This window comes from Frigidibacter sp. MR17.24 (assembly GCF_037095655.1).
Taxonomy (GTDB): domain Bacteria; phylum Pseudomonadota; class Alphaproteobacteria; order Rhodobacterales; family Rhodobacteraceae; genus Frigidibacter.
Genome location: NZ_JBAWKE010000011.1, coordinates 101,445 through 114,554, shown reverse-complemented (window position 1 = coordinate 114,554; position 13,110 = coordinate 101,445). Strand labels below are relative to the sequence as shown.

General features: G+C 71.2%; 12 protein-coding genes and 1 pseudogene. 8 read left to right on the top strand and 5 right to left on the bottom strand.

Annotated elements, in window-relative coordinates; translation table 11 throughout:
- From V8J39_RS21345 to V8J39_RS21310, 8 genes and pseudogenes are all read left to right on the top strand, one after another.
- Positions 1 to 331, top strand: a pseudogene (locus tag V8J39_RS21345) (aldehyde dehydrogenase (NADP(+))); the annotation flags it as partial.
- Between the two features lie 142 nt (positions 332 to 473).
- A complete protein-coding gene (locus V8J39_RS21340; protein WP_336462999.1) occupies positions 474 to 1,988 on the top strand; it encodes an ABC transporter substrate-binding protein in 1,515 nt (504 codons plus the stop codon).
- A gap of 69 nt (positions 1,989 to 2,057) precedes the next feature.
- Positions 2,058 to 3,113 (top strand): Ldh family oxidoreductase, encoded by a 1,056-nt coding sequence (locus V8J39_RS21335; protein ID WP_336462998.1) that lies wholly within the window; start codon positions 2,058 to 2,060, stop codon positions 3,111 to 3,113.
- 9 nt (positions 3,114 to 3,122) lie between these two features.
- Positions 3,123 to 3,965 carry a DMT family transporter gene (locus V8J39_RS21330; RefSeq protein ID WP_336462997.1) on the top strand — a complete coding sequence of 281 codons (843 nt, stop codon included), beginning with the start codon at positions 3,123 to 3,125 and terminating at the stop codon, positions 3,963 to 3,965.
- 193 nt (positions 3,966 to 4,158) lie between these two features.
- Positions 4,159 to 5,073: an ABC transporter permease gene (locus V8J39_RS21325; protein WP_336462996.1), complete on the top strand. Its 915-nt coding sequence runs from the start codon at positions 4,159 to 4,161 to the stop codon at positions 5,071 to 5,073.
- Between the two features lie 9 nt (positions 5,074 to 5,082).
- Positions 5,083 to 6,006, top strand: coding sequence for an ABC transporter permease (locus V8J39_RS21320; RefSeq protein WP_336462995.1), 924 nt, complete (start codon positions 5,083 to 5,085; stop codon positions 6,004 to 6,006).
- Positions 5,999 to 7,621, top strand: coding sequence for an ABC transporter ATP-binding protein (locus V8J39_RS21315; RefSeq protein WP_336462994.1), 1,623 nt, complete (start codon positions 5,999 to 6,001; stop codon positions 7,619 to 7,621). Before V8J39_RS21320 ends, V8J39_RS21315 begins: the two co-directional genes overlap by 8 nt.
- Complete coding sequence (locus V8J39_RS21310; RefSeq protein WP_336462993.1) at positions 7,618 to 8,568, top strand: 2-hydroxyacid dehydrogenase; 951 nt, start codon at positions 7,618 to 7,620, stop codon at positions 8,566 to 8,568. Before V8J39_RS21315 ends, V8J39_RS21310 begins: the two co-directional genes overlap by 4 nt.
- Before the next feature lie 64 nt (positions 8,569 to 8,632).
- Here V8J39_RS21310 and V8J39_RS21305 read toward each other — a convergent pair whose 3' ends face one another.
- The 5 genes from V8J39_RS21305 to V8J39_RS21285 form a co-directional block, all read right to left on the bottom strand.
- Positions 8,633 to 9,949 (bottom strand): ABC transporter permease, encoded by a 1,317-nt coding sequence (locus tag V8J39_RS21305; RefSeq protein ID WP_336462992.1) that lies wholly within the window; start codon positions 9,947 to 9,949, stop codon positions 8,633 to 8,635.
- Positions 9,949 to 10,623 carry an ATP-binding cassette domain-containing protein gene (locus V8J39_RS21300; protein WP_336462991.1) on the bottom strand — a complete coding sequence of 225 codons (675 nt, stop codon included), beginning with the start codon at positions 10,621 to 10,623 and terminating at the stop codon, positions 9,949 to 9,951. The genes V8J39_RS21305 and V8J39_RS21300 overlap by 1 nt, the downstream gene beginning before the upstream one ends.
- Before the next feature lies 1 nt (position 10,624).
- Positions 10,625 to 11,065 carry a hypothetical protein gene (locus V8J39_RS21295; protein ID WP_336462990.1) on the bottom strand — a complete coding sequence of 147 codons (441 nt, stop codon included), beginning with the start codon at positions 11,063 to 11,065 and terminating at the stop codon, positions 10,625 to 10,627.
- A gap of 80 nt (positions 11,066 to 11,145) precedes the next feature.
- Positions 11,146 to 12,648: an alkaline phosphatase gene (locus tag V8J39_RS21290; RefSeq protein WP_336462989.1), complete on the bottom strand. Its 1,503-nt coding sequence runs from the start codon at positions 12,646 to 12,648 to the stop codon at positions 11,146 to 11,148.
- 108 nt (positions 12,649 to 12,756) lie between these two features.
- The coding region (locus V8J39_RS21285; protein ID WP_336462988.1) for a hypothetical protein at positions 12,757 to 13,110 on the bottom strand (354 nt) is incomplete at its 5' end.

Here is a 13,110-nt window from a genome sequence, read left to right as displayed (position 1 = left end):
CGAGGCGATGGTCGCGCTGGCCAAGGGTTTCGAGGGGCAGCTGACGGCGACACTGCTGATGGACGAGGCCGATGCCCCCGTCGCGCGGGCGCTCCTGCCGGTGCTGGAGCGCAAGGCGGGGCGGGTGCTGGCCAACGGCTTCCCGACCGGGGTCGAGGTCGTCGATGCCATGGTCCACGGCGGGCCCTATCCGGCCTCGACCAATTTCGGCGCCACATCGGTCGGCACCCTCGCCATCCGCCGCTTCCTGCGACCCGTCGCCTTCCAGAACCTGCCCGAGGCGCTGGTGCCAGAGGCCGGGATCGCCATCGGCGAGGCGGTGCCCGCCTGAGGGGGGCCCCCGAAGCTTCCGGCCCCCGGACGCACCGGGGGCCGGCACCAGAAACCGGCGGGTGACCCGGCCAGAGGCCGGCGCGGTTGAGGAGCCGCGGCCCGTCATGCAAGGCCCCCGCGGGGGCATGGGAGGAGGACTTATGAAGAGGCTTGCGATTTTCCTGTCGGGCACCGCGCTCGTCACCGCGGGGCTGCCCGCGCTGGCGCAGGGCAGCGACCGCGACGTCACCGTCGTGCTGTCCGAGAACGTCAGCGTGGTCGAGCCCTGCATGGCCGCGCGCCAGGACGTCGGCCGGGTGATCTCGGAGAACGTCAACGAGATGCTGGTCGAATACGACTATGCCAATGGCGGGCTGATGCCGCGGCTGGCCACCGAGTGGAGCCAGATCGACGACAGCACCTGGGAGTTCAAGTTGCGTGACGGCGTGACATGGCACGACGGCAGCGACTTCACCGCCAAGGACGTGCAGTTCTCGATCGAGCGCAACAAGAACGCCAACCTGTCGTGCGAGACCGGCGGCAAGTATTTCGGCGGCACCACCTTCAGCTTCGAGATCCCCGACGACCACACGATCCGCATCAAGACCGAGCCGCCGCAGCCGATCCTGCCGCTGCTGATGACGGTGATGCCGGTGCAGTCGGCCGCGACCACGCCCGAGGCCGAGTTCGACCGCAAGCCCAACGGCACCGGGCCCTACGTGTTCTCGGACTGGCAGACCGGCCAGTCGATCACGCTCACCCGCAATCCCGACTACTGGGGCGAGCAGCCGCAGGTCGAGACGGCCACCTATGTCTTCCGCGCCGACAGCGCCGTCGCCGCGGCGATGGTCGAGACCGGCGAGGCCGACATCGTGCCCTCGATCGCGATCCAGGACGCGACCAACCCCGACACCGACTTCTCCTATCCGAACTCGGAGACGAGCTATCTGCGCATCGACACCCGGGCGGCGCCGCTTGACGACCGCCGCGTGCGCGAGGCGCTGAACCTGGCCATCGACCGCGAGGCGATGGTGGGCACGCTGTTCCCCGAGGGCGTCGAGATGGCGACCCAGCTGGTGCCGCCGACGACCATGGGCCACAACCCCGACATCCCGGTCTGGCCCTACGATCCCGAGAAGGCCACCGAGCTTCTGGAGGCCGCCAAGGCCGACGGCGTGCCGGTCGACACCCCGATCCGGCTGATCGGCCGCAACGGCATCTACGCCAACGGCGCCCCGGCGATGGAGGCGATCATGGCGATGCTGCAGGAGGTCGGCTTCACCGTGAAGCTCGACATGTACGACGTGTCGGTCTGGAACAACTACTTCGTCTCGCCCTTCGTGGCCGACGCCGGCCCGACGCTGACCCAGTCGCAGCACGACAACGCGACCGGCGACCCGGTGTTCACCGCCTTCGTGAAATACGCCAGCGACGGCACGCATTCGATGCTGCGCGACCCCGAGCTGGACGCGATGATCGCCAAGGCCACCTCGGCCACCGGCGACGAGCGCGCGACGCTGTGGCAGGAGGTCTTCGCCCGGGCCGAGCAGCAGGACATCGCCGACATCCCGATGTTCCACATGGTCGGCTTCACCCGCGTCTCGCCGCGGCTGGATTTCAAGCCGACGATCGCCACCAACTCGCAGCTTCAGCTGCAACAGATCGGGTTCAAGTGAGTCGTCCCGCCTGAACCCGTCGGGGGGCCGATCTTCCCGGCCCCCCGTCCCTTTGCGAAGGAGCTTGCGATGCCGCGTTACGACCGTGCGGCGCTTCTGGCCTATGCCGAAGCGCTGCTGACCGCCGGGGGCATGGAACCCGACAAGGCCGCGACCACCGCCGAGGTGCTGGTCGAGGGCGACATGATCGGCCACGAGACCCACGGCCTGCAGCTGATGCACTGGTATCTCGAATGCCTGGCCGACGGCAGCCTGAACGGCACCGGCAGCTATGAGGTGGTGGCCGACAAGGGCGCGGGCTTCGTCTGGGACGGCCGGCTGCTGCCGGGCGCCTGGCTGCTGTCGCAGGCGCTCGACCAGGCGATGGAGCGGGTGGCGACCCACGGCATCGTCGGCGCCGCGATCCGCAACTGCCACCACACCTGCGCGCTGTCGGCCTACATGCGGCGCGCGACCGACCGCGGGCTGATCGTGCAGCTGTCGGCCTCGAACCCGGCGGCGCGGCGGGTGGCGCCCTATGGCGGCACCCGGCCGGTGATGACGCCCAACCCGCTGGCGATGGGCTTCCCGACCAGCGGCGACCCGATCCTGGTCGACGTCTCGGCGTCGATCACCACCACGACGATGACACAGCTTCTGGCCAAGAAGGGCGAGCGCTATCCCGAGCCCTGGGCGCTGACCGCCGCGGGCGAGCCCACCGACGACCCGCGCGAGGTGACCGAGCGCGGCGGCACGCTGATGGCGCTGGGGGGCGCGGCCAAGGGGCACAAGGGCTATGGCCTGGCGCTGATGGTCGACCTGCTGGGCCAGGGGCTGTCGGGCAAGGGCCGCGCCAATACCGAGGCGCCGGGGCCGCTGGCGCAGAGCGCCTTCCTGCAGGTGATCGACCCCGCGTTCTTCGCCGGGCTCGATGCCTTCACCGAGCAGTCGGACTGGCTGGCCGAGGCCTGCCGCACCAACCCCCCTGCCCCCTGGGCGCGCGGGCCGGTGCGGGTGCCGGGCGACAGCGCGTCGGTCAAGCGCCGGGCGGCGCTGGCCGAGGGCGTGCCGGTGGCCGAGACCGACGTGGCGCGGATGGCGCGCCATGCCGAGCGGCTGGGCGTCGCCCCGCCCGCGCCGCTCTGACCCTTGGCGATGACGCCAACGGCCCGCGCCGTCGCGCTGATGGTGGCGGCGGCGGTGCTGGCGGGCTGCGACGCGGTGATCGTGCGGCTGCTCGCCGGCGAGGTGCATCCGCTGGTGATCGGCTTCTTCCGCGCCGCCTTCGGGCTGGTGGTGGTGGTGCCGATGCTGGGGCGCGGGGTGGACCTGCGCGGATCGCCCTACCGCTGGATGCACGTGCTGCGGGCGGGGCTGAAGCTGGCTTCGCTGGTGGCGCTGTTCCTGGCCTTCGCCCATGCTCCGCTGGCCGATGCGATGGCGGTGACCTTCACCACGCCGATCCTGGTCACGCTGGGCGCGGGGCTGTGGCTGGGCGAGCGGATCGGGCCTGCGCGGGCGGCGGCGGCGGCGGTGGGGTTCGGCGGGATCCTGGTGATCCTGCGCCCCGGCGCGGCGGCCTTCGATCCCTGGCTGGTCGCGGCGCTGGCCGGCGCGGTGCTGACGGCGGTGATCCAGCTGATCCTGCGCGCGATGTCGCGCCGCGACCGCGCCGACCGGCTGGTCGCGTGGAACCTGATCTCGATGGTGCCGCTGGCGGCGCTCGCGGCCTGGCCGGTCTGGGAATGGCCGGGGTGGACCGCGCTGGGGCTGCTGGCCGCGCAGGGGCTGATCGGCGCGCTGAACATGACCGCGGTGACCCGCGCGGTGGGCCTGGCCGAGATCTCGCTGCTGGCGCCGCTCGACTTCCTGCGCCTGCCGGCGGTCGCGCTGCTGGCAATGCTGGTCTTCGGCCAGTACCCACCGGCCACCACCTGGATCGGCGCCGCGGTGATCTGCGGGGCGGCGATGCTGACCCTGCGCCGCCGCGCGCCGTGACCGCCCCCGCCCCCGCCCATCAGGCGGCGCGACGCATGACGGGGCTTGGCCGGATGCAAGACGTATACTAATATTTCAGTTCAAGGGCCGTCGATTCGCCCGGGGACCACCGGAGAGGAGCCGGCGCCCCAGCACCGAAGTCGTCTTCGGGGCGATGCGACGACCCGCCACCACCCAGAGGAGGGGGCGGAGCATGACAAGCTTCATCAGACAGCGCGCGATGGCGAGCGCGATATCGCTGGTCGGACTACTGATCCTCGTGTTCTTCCTGTCGCGACTGACCGGGGACCCGACGAACCTGTACCTGCCGCTCGACGCCTCGGTCGCCGCGCGCGAGGAATTCCGCGAGATCCACGGCTTCAACGATCCGCTGATCGTGCAGTTCTTGCGCTATGTCGCCGACCTTGCGCGCGGCGACTTCGGCCAGTCGCTGCAGCATGCGCGCCCGGCGCTCGAGGTCGTGCTCGAGGCCTTCGGCTGGACGCTGCGGCTGGCGGTGGTGACGATGAGCTGCGTGATCGTGTTGGCGATCACCATCGGCTCGCTCGCCGCGTTCCGGGTCGGCGGGGTCTTCGACCGCATCGCCACCTTCTTCTCGCTGATCGGGGCGGCGGCGCCGGACTTCTGGCTGGCGATCGTGGCCATCGTCATCTTCGCGGTGAACCTGCACTGGCTGCCGACCTCGGGGACCGGATCGATCCTGCACTGGGTGCTGCCGGTGGCGGTGCTGTTCATCCGGCCCTTCGGCCTCGTGCTGCAGGTGGTGCGCGGCTCGATGATCACGGTGCTGTCCTCGGCCTATATCAAGACCGCGCGGGCCAAGGGCGTGCGGCCGCGGCCGCTGATCTTCGTGCACGGGCTGCGCAACGGCATGCTGCCGGTGATCACGGTGATCGGCGACCAGGCGGCCTCGATCCTGAACGGCGCCGTGGTGATCGAGACGATCTTCGGCTTCCCGGGCATCGGCAAGCTGATGATCGATTCGATCCTGCTGCGCGACTTCTCGGTGGTGCTGGCCGCGATCATGGTCTCGGCCGCCGCGATCTTCCTGATGAACCTGCTGATCGACATCGCCTACGGGCTGCTCGATCCCCGTATCCGGTACTGAGCGATGGCCATGACAGACACGACACGTACGGCGCCCGCGCCGAAGCCGCGCGGCGCCTTCGCGACATGGTTCGCGATGCTCTGGGCGGACAAGCTGGCGTTCTTCGCCGCCCTGTTCCTGGCGATCGCGGTGCTGTGCGCGCTGTTCGGCCCGCTGTGGCTGGGCGATGTCGCGGTGAAGCAGAACCTGCGGGCGCGCAACGCGGCGCCCTTCGACCTTGCCAAGGGCTGGGTCAACATCCTGGGCGGCGACGCGCTGGGCCGGCCGCTGCTGGCGCGCATCATCGTCGCGGCGCAGAACACGATGCTGGTCGCGGGTGCGGCCGTCGCCTGCTCGGCCGTGATCGGCACCGGGCTGGGGCTGGTCGCGGGCTATTCGCGGCGCAGGCAGGCCGGCGCGATCATGCGGCTGGGCGACGTGATCATGTCCTTCCCGTCGCTGCTGCTGGCGGTGATCGTGCTCTACATGCTCGAGCCGTCGGTGGCCAACATCGTGCTGGTGCTGGCGATCACGCGGATCCCGGTCTACCTGCGCACCGCGCGCGCCGAGGTGCTGGAGATCCGCGAGCGGATGTTCGTGTCGGCCGCGCGGGTGATGGCGGCCTCGGACCGGCGCATCGTGCTGCGCCACATCCTGCCGGTGATCCTGCCCACGATGCTGACGATCGCGACACTGGACTTCGCCTTCGTGATGCTCGCCGAAAGCTCGCTGTCGTTCCTGGGCATCGGCATCCAGCCGCCCGAGATCACCTGGGGGCTGATGGTGGCGCAGGGGCGCGAATACCTGACCACCGCGTGGTGGCTGTCGTTCTGGCCCGGTCTCGCGATCATCCTGACGACGCTGTCGCTGAACCTGATGTCGAACTGGCTGCGCATCGCGCTTGATCCCACCCAGCGCTGGCGGCTGGAAATGAGGGGGCGGAAGAATGACTGAACACCTGCTGGAGATCCGCGACCTGTCGGTCGAGTTCCACACCGCCGCCGGCGTCGTGAAGGCGGTGCAGGACGTCAGCTGGCATCTCGACCGCGGCGAGACGCTGGCGATCCTGGGCGAGAGCGGCTCGGGCAAGTCGGTCTCGGCCTCGGCGGTGATGGATCTGATCGACATGCCGCCCGGGAAGATCACGAGCGGGCAGATCCTGCTGAACGGGCGCGACATGCTGAAGATGACGCCCGAGGAACGGCGGCGCATCAACGGCGCGAAGATCGCGATGATCTTCCAGGACCCGCTCGCGCACCTGAACCCGGTCTATACCGTGGGCTGGCAGATCGCCGAGATGGTGACGATCCACGGCGGGCAGAAGGACCGCGCCCGGGCCCGCGCGCTGGAGCTGCTGACCCGCGTCGGCGTGCCCGAGCCCGAGGTGGCGATGGAGAAGTATCCCCACCAGTTCTCGGGCGGGCAGCGCCAGCGGCTGATGATCGCGATGGCGCTGGCGTGCAAGCCCGACATCCTGATCGCGGACGAGCCGACGACGGCGCTGGACGTCACGGTGCAGGCGCAGGTGCTCGAGCTTCTGGAGGAGCTGCAGCAGGAGACCGGGATGGGCCTTCTGCTGATCACCCACGACCTGGGCGTGGTGGCCGAGATCGCCGACCGGGTGGTGGTGATGAACGGCGGCCGCATCGTCGAGGCCGGCGACGCGGCCGAGGTCTATCGCAACCCGCAGCATCCCTATACCCGCAAGCTGATCGGCGCCGCGCCCGGCCGCGGCGCGATGCCCGAAGAGCGCGCCCGCGCGGCCGAGCCGCTGATGCGGGCCGAGAACCTGCAGAAATACTACGGCGCCTTCCACGCGCTGAAGGATGTCAGCGTCTCGATCATGCCGGGCGAGACGGTGGCGGTGGTGGGCGAGAGCGGCTCGGGCAAGTCGACGCTGGCGCGCGCGGTGCTGCGGCTGGACGATCCGCAGTCTGGCCGCGTGCTGTACCGCGGGCGCGACCTGATGACGATGGCGCCGAAAGAGCTGTTCGGGGTGCGGCGCGACCTGCAGATGGTGTTCCAGGATCCGACGCAGTCGCTCAATCCGCGGATGTCGGTCTACCAGATCATCTCCGAGGCCTGGGTGATCCACCGCGACATCCTGCCGAAGGCGCGGTGGCGCGAGAGGGTGGCCGAGCTTCTGGTGAAGGTGGGCCTGCATCCCGAGATGGCGAACCGCTATCCGCACCAGTTCTCGGGCGGGCAGCGCCAGCGCATCGCGATCGCGCGCGCGCTGGCGATGGAGCCGAAGCTGATCGTCTGCGACGAGGCGGTCTCGGCGCTGGACGTGTCGATCCAGGCGCAGGTGATCGAGCTTCTGGACGGGTTGCGGCGCGAGCTGGATCTGTCTTACCTGTTCATCGCGCACGACCTTCCGGTGGTGCGCGACTTCGCCGACCGCGTGATCGTGATGCGGCAGGGCCGGATCGTCGAGGAAGGCCCGGTGCGCCAGATCTTCGAGGCCCCGCGCGAGCCCTACACCCGCGAGCTTCTGGCCGCGAGCCTCGACCCCGATCCCGAGGTGCAGGCCGCGCGGCGGGCCGCCCGACAGCTGGAGACGCTATGAAACCCGATGTCCTTGTCGCCTATCCGCTGATCGCCCCGTTCATGGAGCAGGTGGCCGAGCGCTATACCCTGCACCGGCTGGACCAGGCGACAGATGCCGCCGCCCGGGACGCGGTGCTGGCCAAGGCCGGCCCGGTCTGCCGCGCGATGATCGTGAACGGCCATGTCACCGTCGACGCGGCGCTTCTCGACCGGCTGCCGGCGCTGGAGCTGGCGGCCTGTTCCTCGGCCGGGTTCGACCTGATGGACCTGCCCGAGATGACGCGGCGGGGGGTGCGGCTGACCAACACCTCGGACGCGCTGGTCGATGACGTCGCCGACATGGCGGTGCTGCTGATGCTGGCGTCGCGGCGCCGGCTGGTCGAGGCCGATGCCTATGTCCGTTCGGGCGAGTGGGGGCGCAAGGGGATGTTCCCGCTGACGCGCGCCAGCGCCGGCAGGCGCGCGGGCATCGTGGGCCTTGGCAACATCGGCCAGGCGATCGCGCGGCGCTGCGCGGCGATGGGGATGGAGATCGGCTATAGCGGCCGGACCCGGAAAGAGGGCGTGCCCCATGCCTATTTCCCGACGCCCGAGGCGCTGGCCGCCTGGGCCGACGTGCTGCTGGTGGCGACGCCGGGCGGCGCGGCGACCGCGGGGCTGATCTCGGGCGCGGTGCTGCAGGCGCTGGGGCCCGACGGCCTTCTGGTCAACATCTCGCGCGGGACGGTGATCGACGAGGCGGCGCTGATCGCAGCGCTTGGGGCGGGCACGATCGCGGGCGCCGGGCTTGACGTCTACCGCAACGAGCCGAACCCCGACCCGGCCCTGACCGGGCTGGCGAATGTCACGCTCTATCCGCACCATGCCAGCGGCACGGTCGAGACCCGGGCGCGGATGGCGCAGCTGACGATCGACAACCTCGACGCCTTCTTTGCCGAGGCGCCGCTGCTGACCGCGGTGAACTGAGCCGCGCCCACCGCCCGGCTGTCAGGCCGGGCGGCGGGTGGGGCCGGCGTGTGGGGTCGGCGGATCAGGCCCGCAGCCCCGCGGCCACCGGCTGGCGCAGGATCGCCAGCGCCGGGACCAGCGACGCCAGCAGCGTCACCGACAGGAAGGCCGCGGCCAGCTGGACCTCGGGCCAGCCGAGTCCGGCCTCGACCAGCACGTCGGTGCGCGCGGTGACGATGCGCGACAGCACCGCCGCGGCGCCGCGCCCAAGCCCGAGCCCCAGCACCGTGCCCGCGGCCAGAAGCACCGCGCCATAGCTCCAGATCACCGCGACCACGAAGCGCCGCGGCGCCCCGAGCGCGCGCAGCATCGCCGCCTGGCGCGCGAACAGCCGCGTGAGGATCCCAAGGCCCAGCAGCACCGCCGCCGCGACCAGCGCCTGCGACACCGCCGCCATCAGCGACATCGCCTGCCGCACGTCGCCCATCACGCGGTAGAGCTCGGACAGCACGGTGCCGGGGAAGAAGGCCATCGTCCCCTCGCCCCGCGCGAATTCCGCGCGCAGCCGATAGGCCGCGGCCAGGCCGCTGGCCTGCACGACGACGGCCGGCGTGCCGGGGAAGCGCGCGGGATCGAACGGCGGGCCAAGGCGGTCGCCCTCGTCGGGGCGGTGGCCGTTGGCCAGGCCGTGCACCTCCCACACCGTCTCGACCGGCACGAGGATCGCGCGGTCCCAGGGCGTGCCGGTCGCGGCCATCCGGCCGGTGACGGTCAGGTGATCCTCGTCATGGGCGTCGTGGTCGGCGGCCTCGCCCTGGCCGTGGGCGGGCGTGAAGCGGTCGCCGATCGCCAGCGGCACCGCGGCGCCGACCACCGCCTCGTGGCTGGTGCGCCACAGCCGGCCCTCGATCCGGCCGCCGGACAGGTGGGTGACGAAGGCCGCGATCGTGCCGACGACGGGCGCGGTGCCGTGGCTGTCGCCATAGGCGAGAGGCGCGGCGATGCCCACGCCCTCGGCCCGGGCGATGCGGTCGAAGGCGGCGCCGTCCAGCAGCGCCACGTCCGAGGGCTGCAGGAAGACCGTGGCCAGCAGCATCGTCATCTCGGACCCGGGCGCCGAGACGACAAGGTCGAACTTGTCGGCGGCCGTGGCCATGCCCCGGCGCAGGCCGCGTTCCTGCGCGGTCAGCCCGATGCCCATCGCAACCGAGATCGCGATCAGCGCGACGAAGATCGCGTTGGCCCCGCGAAAGCGGCCGAGCAGCGCGCGCACCAGCGGGCCGGGCGCGAAGCCGCGCAGCACGATCGCCGCCAGCACCGCCGGCGGCACCAGCCAGGCGAGCGTCACGGCGAGGTCCTGCGCCAGCGGCGGCAGATCGTACCACAGATCGGCCAGCATCAGTCGTCCCCCTGCTGCAACCGGCCGTCGGCGACGGTCAGCACCCGGTCCATCCGCGCCAGCAGCGCCGGGTCGTGGCTGACCGCGACCAGCGTGCGCCCGCCGTCGCGGGCCAGCCGCGCGAGATCGTCGATCAGCCGGTCGGCCGCGGCGCGGTCGAGGCTGGCGGTGGGTTCGTCGGCCAGGATCACCGGCGCCTCGGCCGCGAGCGCGCGGGCCACGGCCACGCGCTGACGCTCGCCGCCCGAAAAGCCGGCGACCGGGCGGCCGTCCTCGGGCAGGCCGAGCCGCGCCAGCAGCGCGCCGGCGCGGGCACGCAGCCCCGCACGCTCGGGGCCCGGGCGGAACATGGCGGGGGCGCAGGCATTGGCCAGCGCGTCGAGTTCGTCGAAGAGCATGAAATCCTGGAAGATCATGCCGACGGTCGCGGCCCGCCAGCGGGCGCGCGCCGCCGGCGACAGCGCGGTCAGCCGCGTCTCGCCCCAGCGCAAATCGCCCCGCAGGCCGTCGAGCAGCCCCGCCATCGCGTGCAGGAGCGTGGTCTTGCCGGCGCCCGAGGGGCCGCGGATGCCCACGAGCGTGCCGGGCGCGATCGCAAGGCGTTCGACGGTCAGCAGCCGCCGGCCGCCGGCGCCCGCGACCTCGAGCCCGGCGATGGAGAGGGCGGGGCTCATCTCAGGCGCGCAGGTAGCGGGCATCGCCAAGCCGCACCAGCGACCAGAAGCCGGTCGCGGGATCGGTGTAGGGGCCAAGCTGCAGCACGCCGGTCGCGGTCAGGCGGACGTTGAACGGGATCACCTCGACCGTGCGGCGGGTGTAGACGGCCAGAATGTCGTCGGGCCACTCGGTCTCGGGCTCGCAGAACGGGCACTGGGCCATCGGCATCTTGGTCAGCACGAAGAAATCGGCCTCGGCCTTCAGCGGCGGGGCCATGAAGCCCTCGACCTCGATCCGCTGTCCCTCGAGCGACAGCGCGAGATCGGAAAAGCCGCGGTCGCGGTTGTAGAGGTCGCGCAGCTTGATCGGCGCGTCGGTCGCGGCGCGGGCGGGGGTCGGCAGGGAGGGGGCCAGCGGCGCGGCCAGCGCCGACAGCACGAGGGTTCTGCGGGAGAGCATGGCAGGCTCCTTGATGGGGAACGGGGGCCCGCTTCGGGCCCCCGCCTGCGGGGTCGGACCTCTGCGGTCGCGATCCCGGATCACTCGCCGTTCGAGACGGCGTAGTTCATCACGTGGAAGATGTAGTTCTGTTCGATCGTGCCGTTGAACAGATGCGCCCAGGGACCCTTGGCATAAAGCGCGACATCGACGCCCGAGTGCGATTCCGAGCTTTTGGGGATCAGGACCTGCTGGTTGTAGTCGATGTCCTGCGCCATCTCCTGCGTGATTTCGGGCCGGCCCTCGGGGGCGGCGAAGGTCTTGTCGGCCTGCTCGACCATCACCGAGGAGGCGCCGTTGAGATAGCCAACCACGGTATAGGGCTTGCCGTCGTCGGCCAGCACCGGCTCGCCCGAATGCTCGATCCCGGTGGTCGAGATGTCCATGCACAGCCCGTCGATCGGCGTGCCGCGGCCGCAGTAGCCGTTCATCGCGATCGCGTGCTCGTGGTCGGCGGTGACGATGATCAGCGTGTCGGCATCGTCGGTCATCTCGTCGGCCAGCGCGATCGCGTCGGCGAAGGCCTTGCCGTCGATCATCGCGCGCTTGGCGTTGGTGGCGTGGTTGGCGTGATCGACGCGGCCCGACTCGACCTCGAGGTAATAGCCGTTGCCGTTCGTCGACAGCTTGGCGATGGCCTTCGCGACCATGTCCGACAGCGAGGGTTCGCTGTCGGGGCGGTCGGCCTCGTAGCTCATGTGGCTGTCCGAGAAGAGGCCGATCAGCGGCGTGTCGTCATCGGCCGCGGCCGCGAGCGCGGCCTTGTCGCTGACGAGCGTGGCGCCGGCCTGACGCATCTGCGCCATCAGGTCGCGGTCGTCCTTGCGCGACGACTTGCCACCGAAATCGGTCTGCTGGCCCTGCGGCACGAAATAGCGCGCGCCGCCGCCCAGAGCCACGTCGAGCGTGCCCGCCGCGACCGCGTCCGCCATCTGCCGGGCGATGTCGCGCGAATTGGTGCACTCGGCCGGCACCTCGCCCTCCCAGTCGCGGTAGGCGGTCTTGGCGTAGACGGCGGCCGGGGTGGCGTGGGTCAGGCGGGCCGAGGTGATGGCGCCCACCGACTTGCCGGCCTCGGTCATCAGCTCGGAAAACAGCGTGAGTTCATTCGCGGCCTCGGTGGTGCAGTCCTCGGTGACCGCGTTCTCGCCAAGGTTGATGAGGTTGAAGCGCTGCTTGACGCCGGTGTTCATCGCGCCCGCGGTCGGCGCCGAGTCCGGCGTCTGGGCGTTGATGTTGTAGGTGCGCACCAGCGCCAGTTCCGGGAAGGCCTCGTGCGGCTGGACATAGTCGTCGCCCATGCCGCCGGCCTGCTGGCCCGCCCACATCCGGCTCATGTAGTTCGAGGCGACGCCGTTGCCGTCGGCGACGAACAGGATGACGTTCTTCGCCCGCCCGGTGTTGGGCTGGTGCGCGGTCATCCGGGCGATCAGCGCCTCGGCGTCGGTGTACCACTGGCTGCCCGACTGGGCGATGTCCTGCGCGCCGGCGGCGGTGGTGGCCGCGGCAAGCGCGAGGGCGGACAGGGAGAAGGATCTGAACATCGGTCACTCCGGATCGGCTGGGACTTGCCCTTGCGGGCTTGGCCCCTCGGTGCCATCCGAATGTAACGGACGTGTGATCGCCTGCCCATTTTCGCCGCTGCCGCAGGGTCAGCGCGCGGCGGTGCAGCCCAGATCGGCGCAGTCGACCTCGAGCGGTGCGGTGACGTCGAGGGTGGCAGCACGATTGGCCGCACGACTGGCAGCACGGGCGGCCAGCGTGCGGAAGTCGAGCCGGCGCCCCGCCGCGTGCAGCCCCGCGGCGGGGCCGCAGGCCAGCGCCTCGACCGCCATCTCTTCGCCCGGGCCGTTCAGGATCGACACGGTCTGGGTGGCCGGGTCAAAGCGCAGCGGCAGCGCCACCCGGCCGCCCGCGTCGGCCGGAACGCGCAGCATGTACCAATGCGCCAGCGTCACCTCGCAGATCGCGCCGGGCGCCGGGCCGGTGAGCACGACGACAGGCGC

Coding starts and splice junctions, on each gene's coding strand:
- V8J39_RS21330 (WP_336462997.1), top strand. CDS start 3,123: ATGACGCCAACGGCCCGCGCCGTCGCGCTGATGGTGGCGGCGGCGGTG.
- V8J39_RS21325 (WP_336462996.1), top strand. CDS start 4,159: ATGACAAGCTTCATCAGACAGCGCGCGATGGCGAGCGCGATATCGCTG.
- V8J39_RS21290 (WP_336462989.1), bottom strand. CDS start 12,648: ATGTTCAGATCCTTCTCCCTGTCCGCCCTCGCGCTTGCCGCGGCCACC.
- V8J39_RS21320 (WP_336462995.1), top strand. CDS start 5,083: ATGACAGACACGACACGTACGGCGCCCGCGCCGAAGCCGCGCGGCGCC.
- V8J39_RS21305 (WP_336462992.1), bottom strand. CDS start 9,949: ATGCTGGCCGATCTGTGGTACGATCTGCCGCCGCTGGCGCAGGACCTC.
- V8J39_RS21335 (WP_336462998.1), top strand. CDS start 2,058: ATGCCGCGTTACGACCGTGCGGCGCTTCTGGCCTATGCCGAAGCGCTG.
- V8J39_RS21315 (WP_336462994.1), top strand. CDS start 5,999: ATGACTGAACACCTGCTGGAGATCCGCGACCTGTCGGTCGAGTTCCAC.
- V8J39_RS21295 (WP_336462990.1), bottom strand. CDS start 11,065: ATGCTCTCCCGCAGAACCCTCGTGCTGTCGGCGCTGGCCGCGCCGCTG.
- V8J39_RS21310 (WP_336462993.1), top strand. CDS start 7,618: ATGAAACCCGATGTCCTTGTCGCCTATCCGCTGATCGCCCCGTTCATG.
- V8J39_RS21300 (WP_336462991.1), bottom strand. CDS start 10,623: ATGAGCCCCGCCCTCTCCATCGCCGGGCTCGAGGTCGCGGGCGCCGGC.
- V8J39_RS21340 (WP_336462999.1), top strand. CDS start 474: ATGAAGAGGCTTGCGATTTTCCTGTCGGGCACCGCGCTCGTCACCGCG.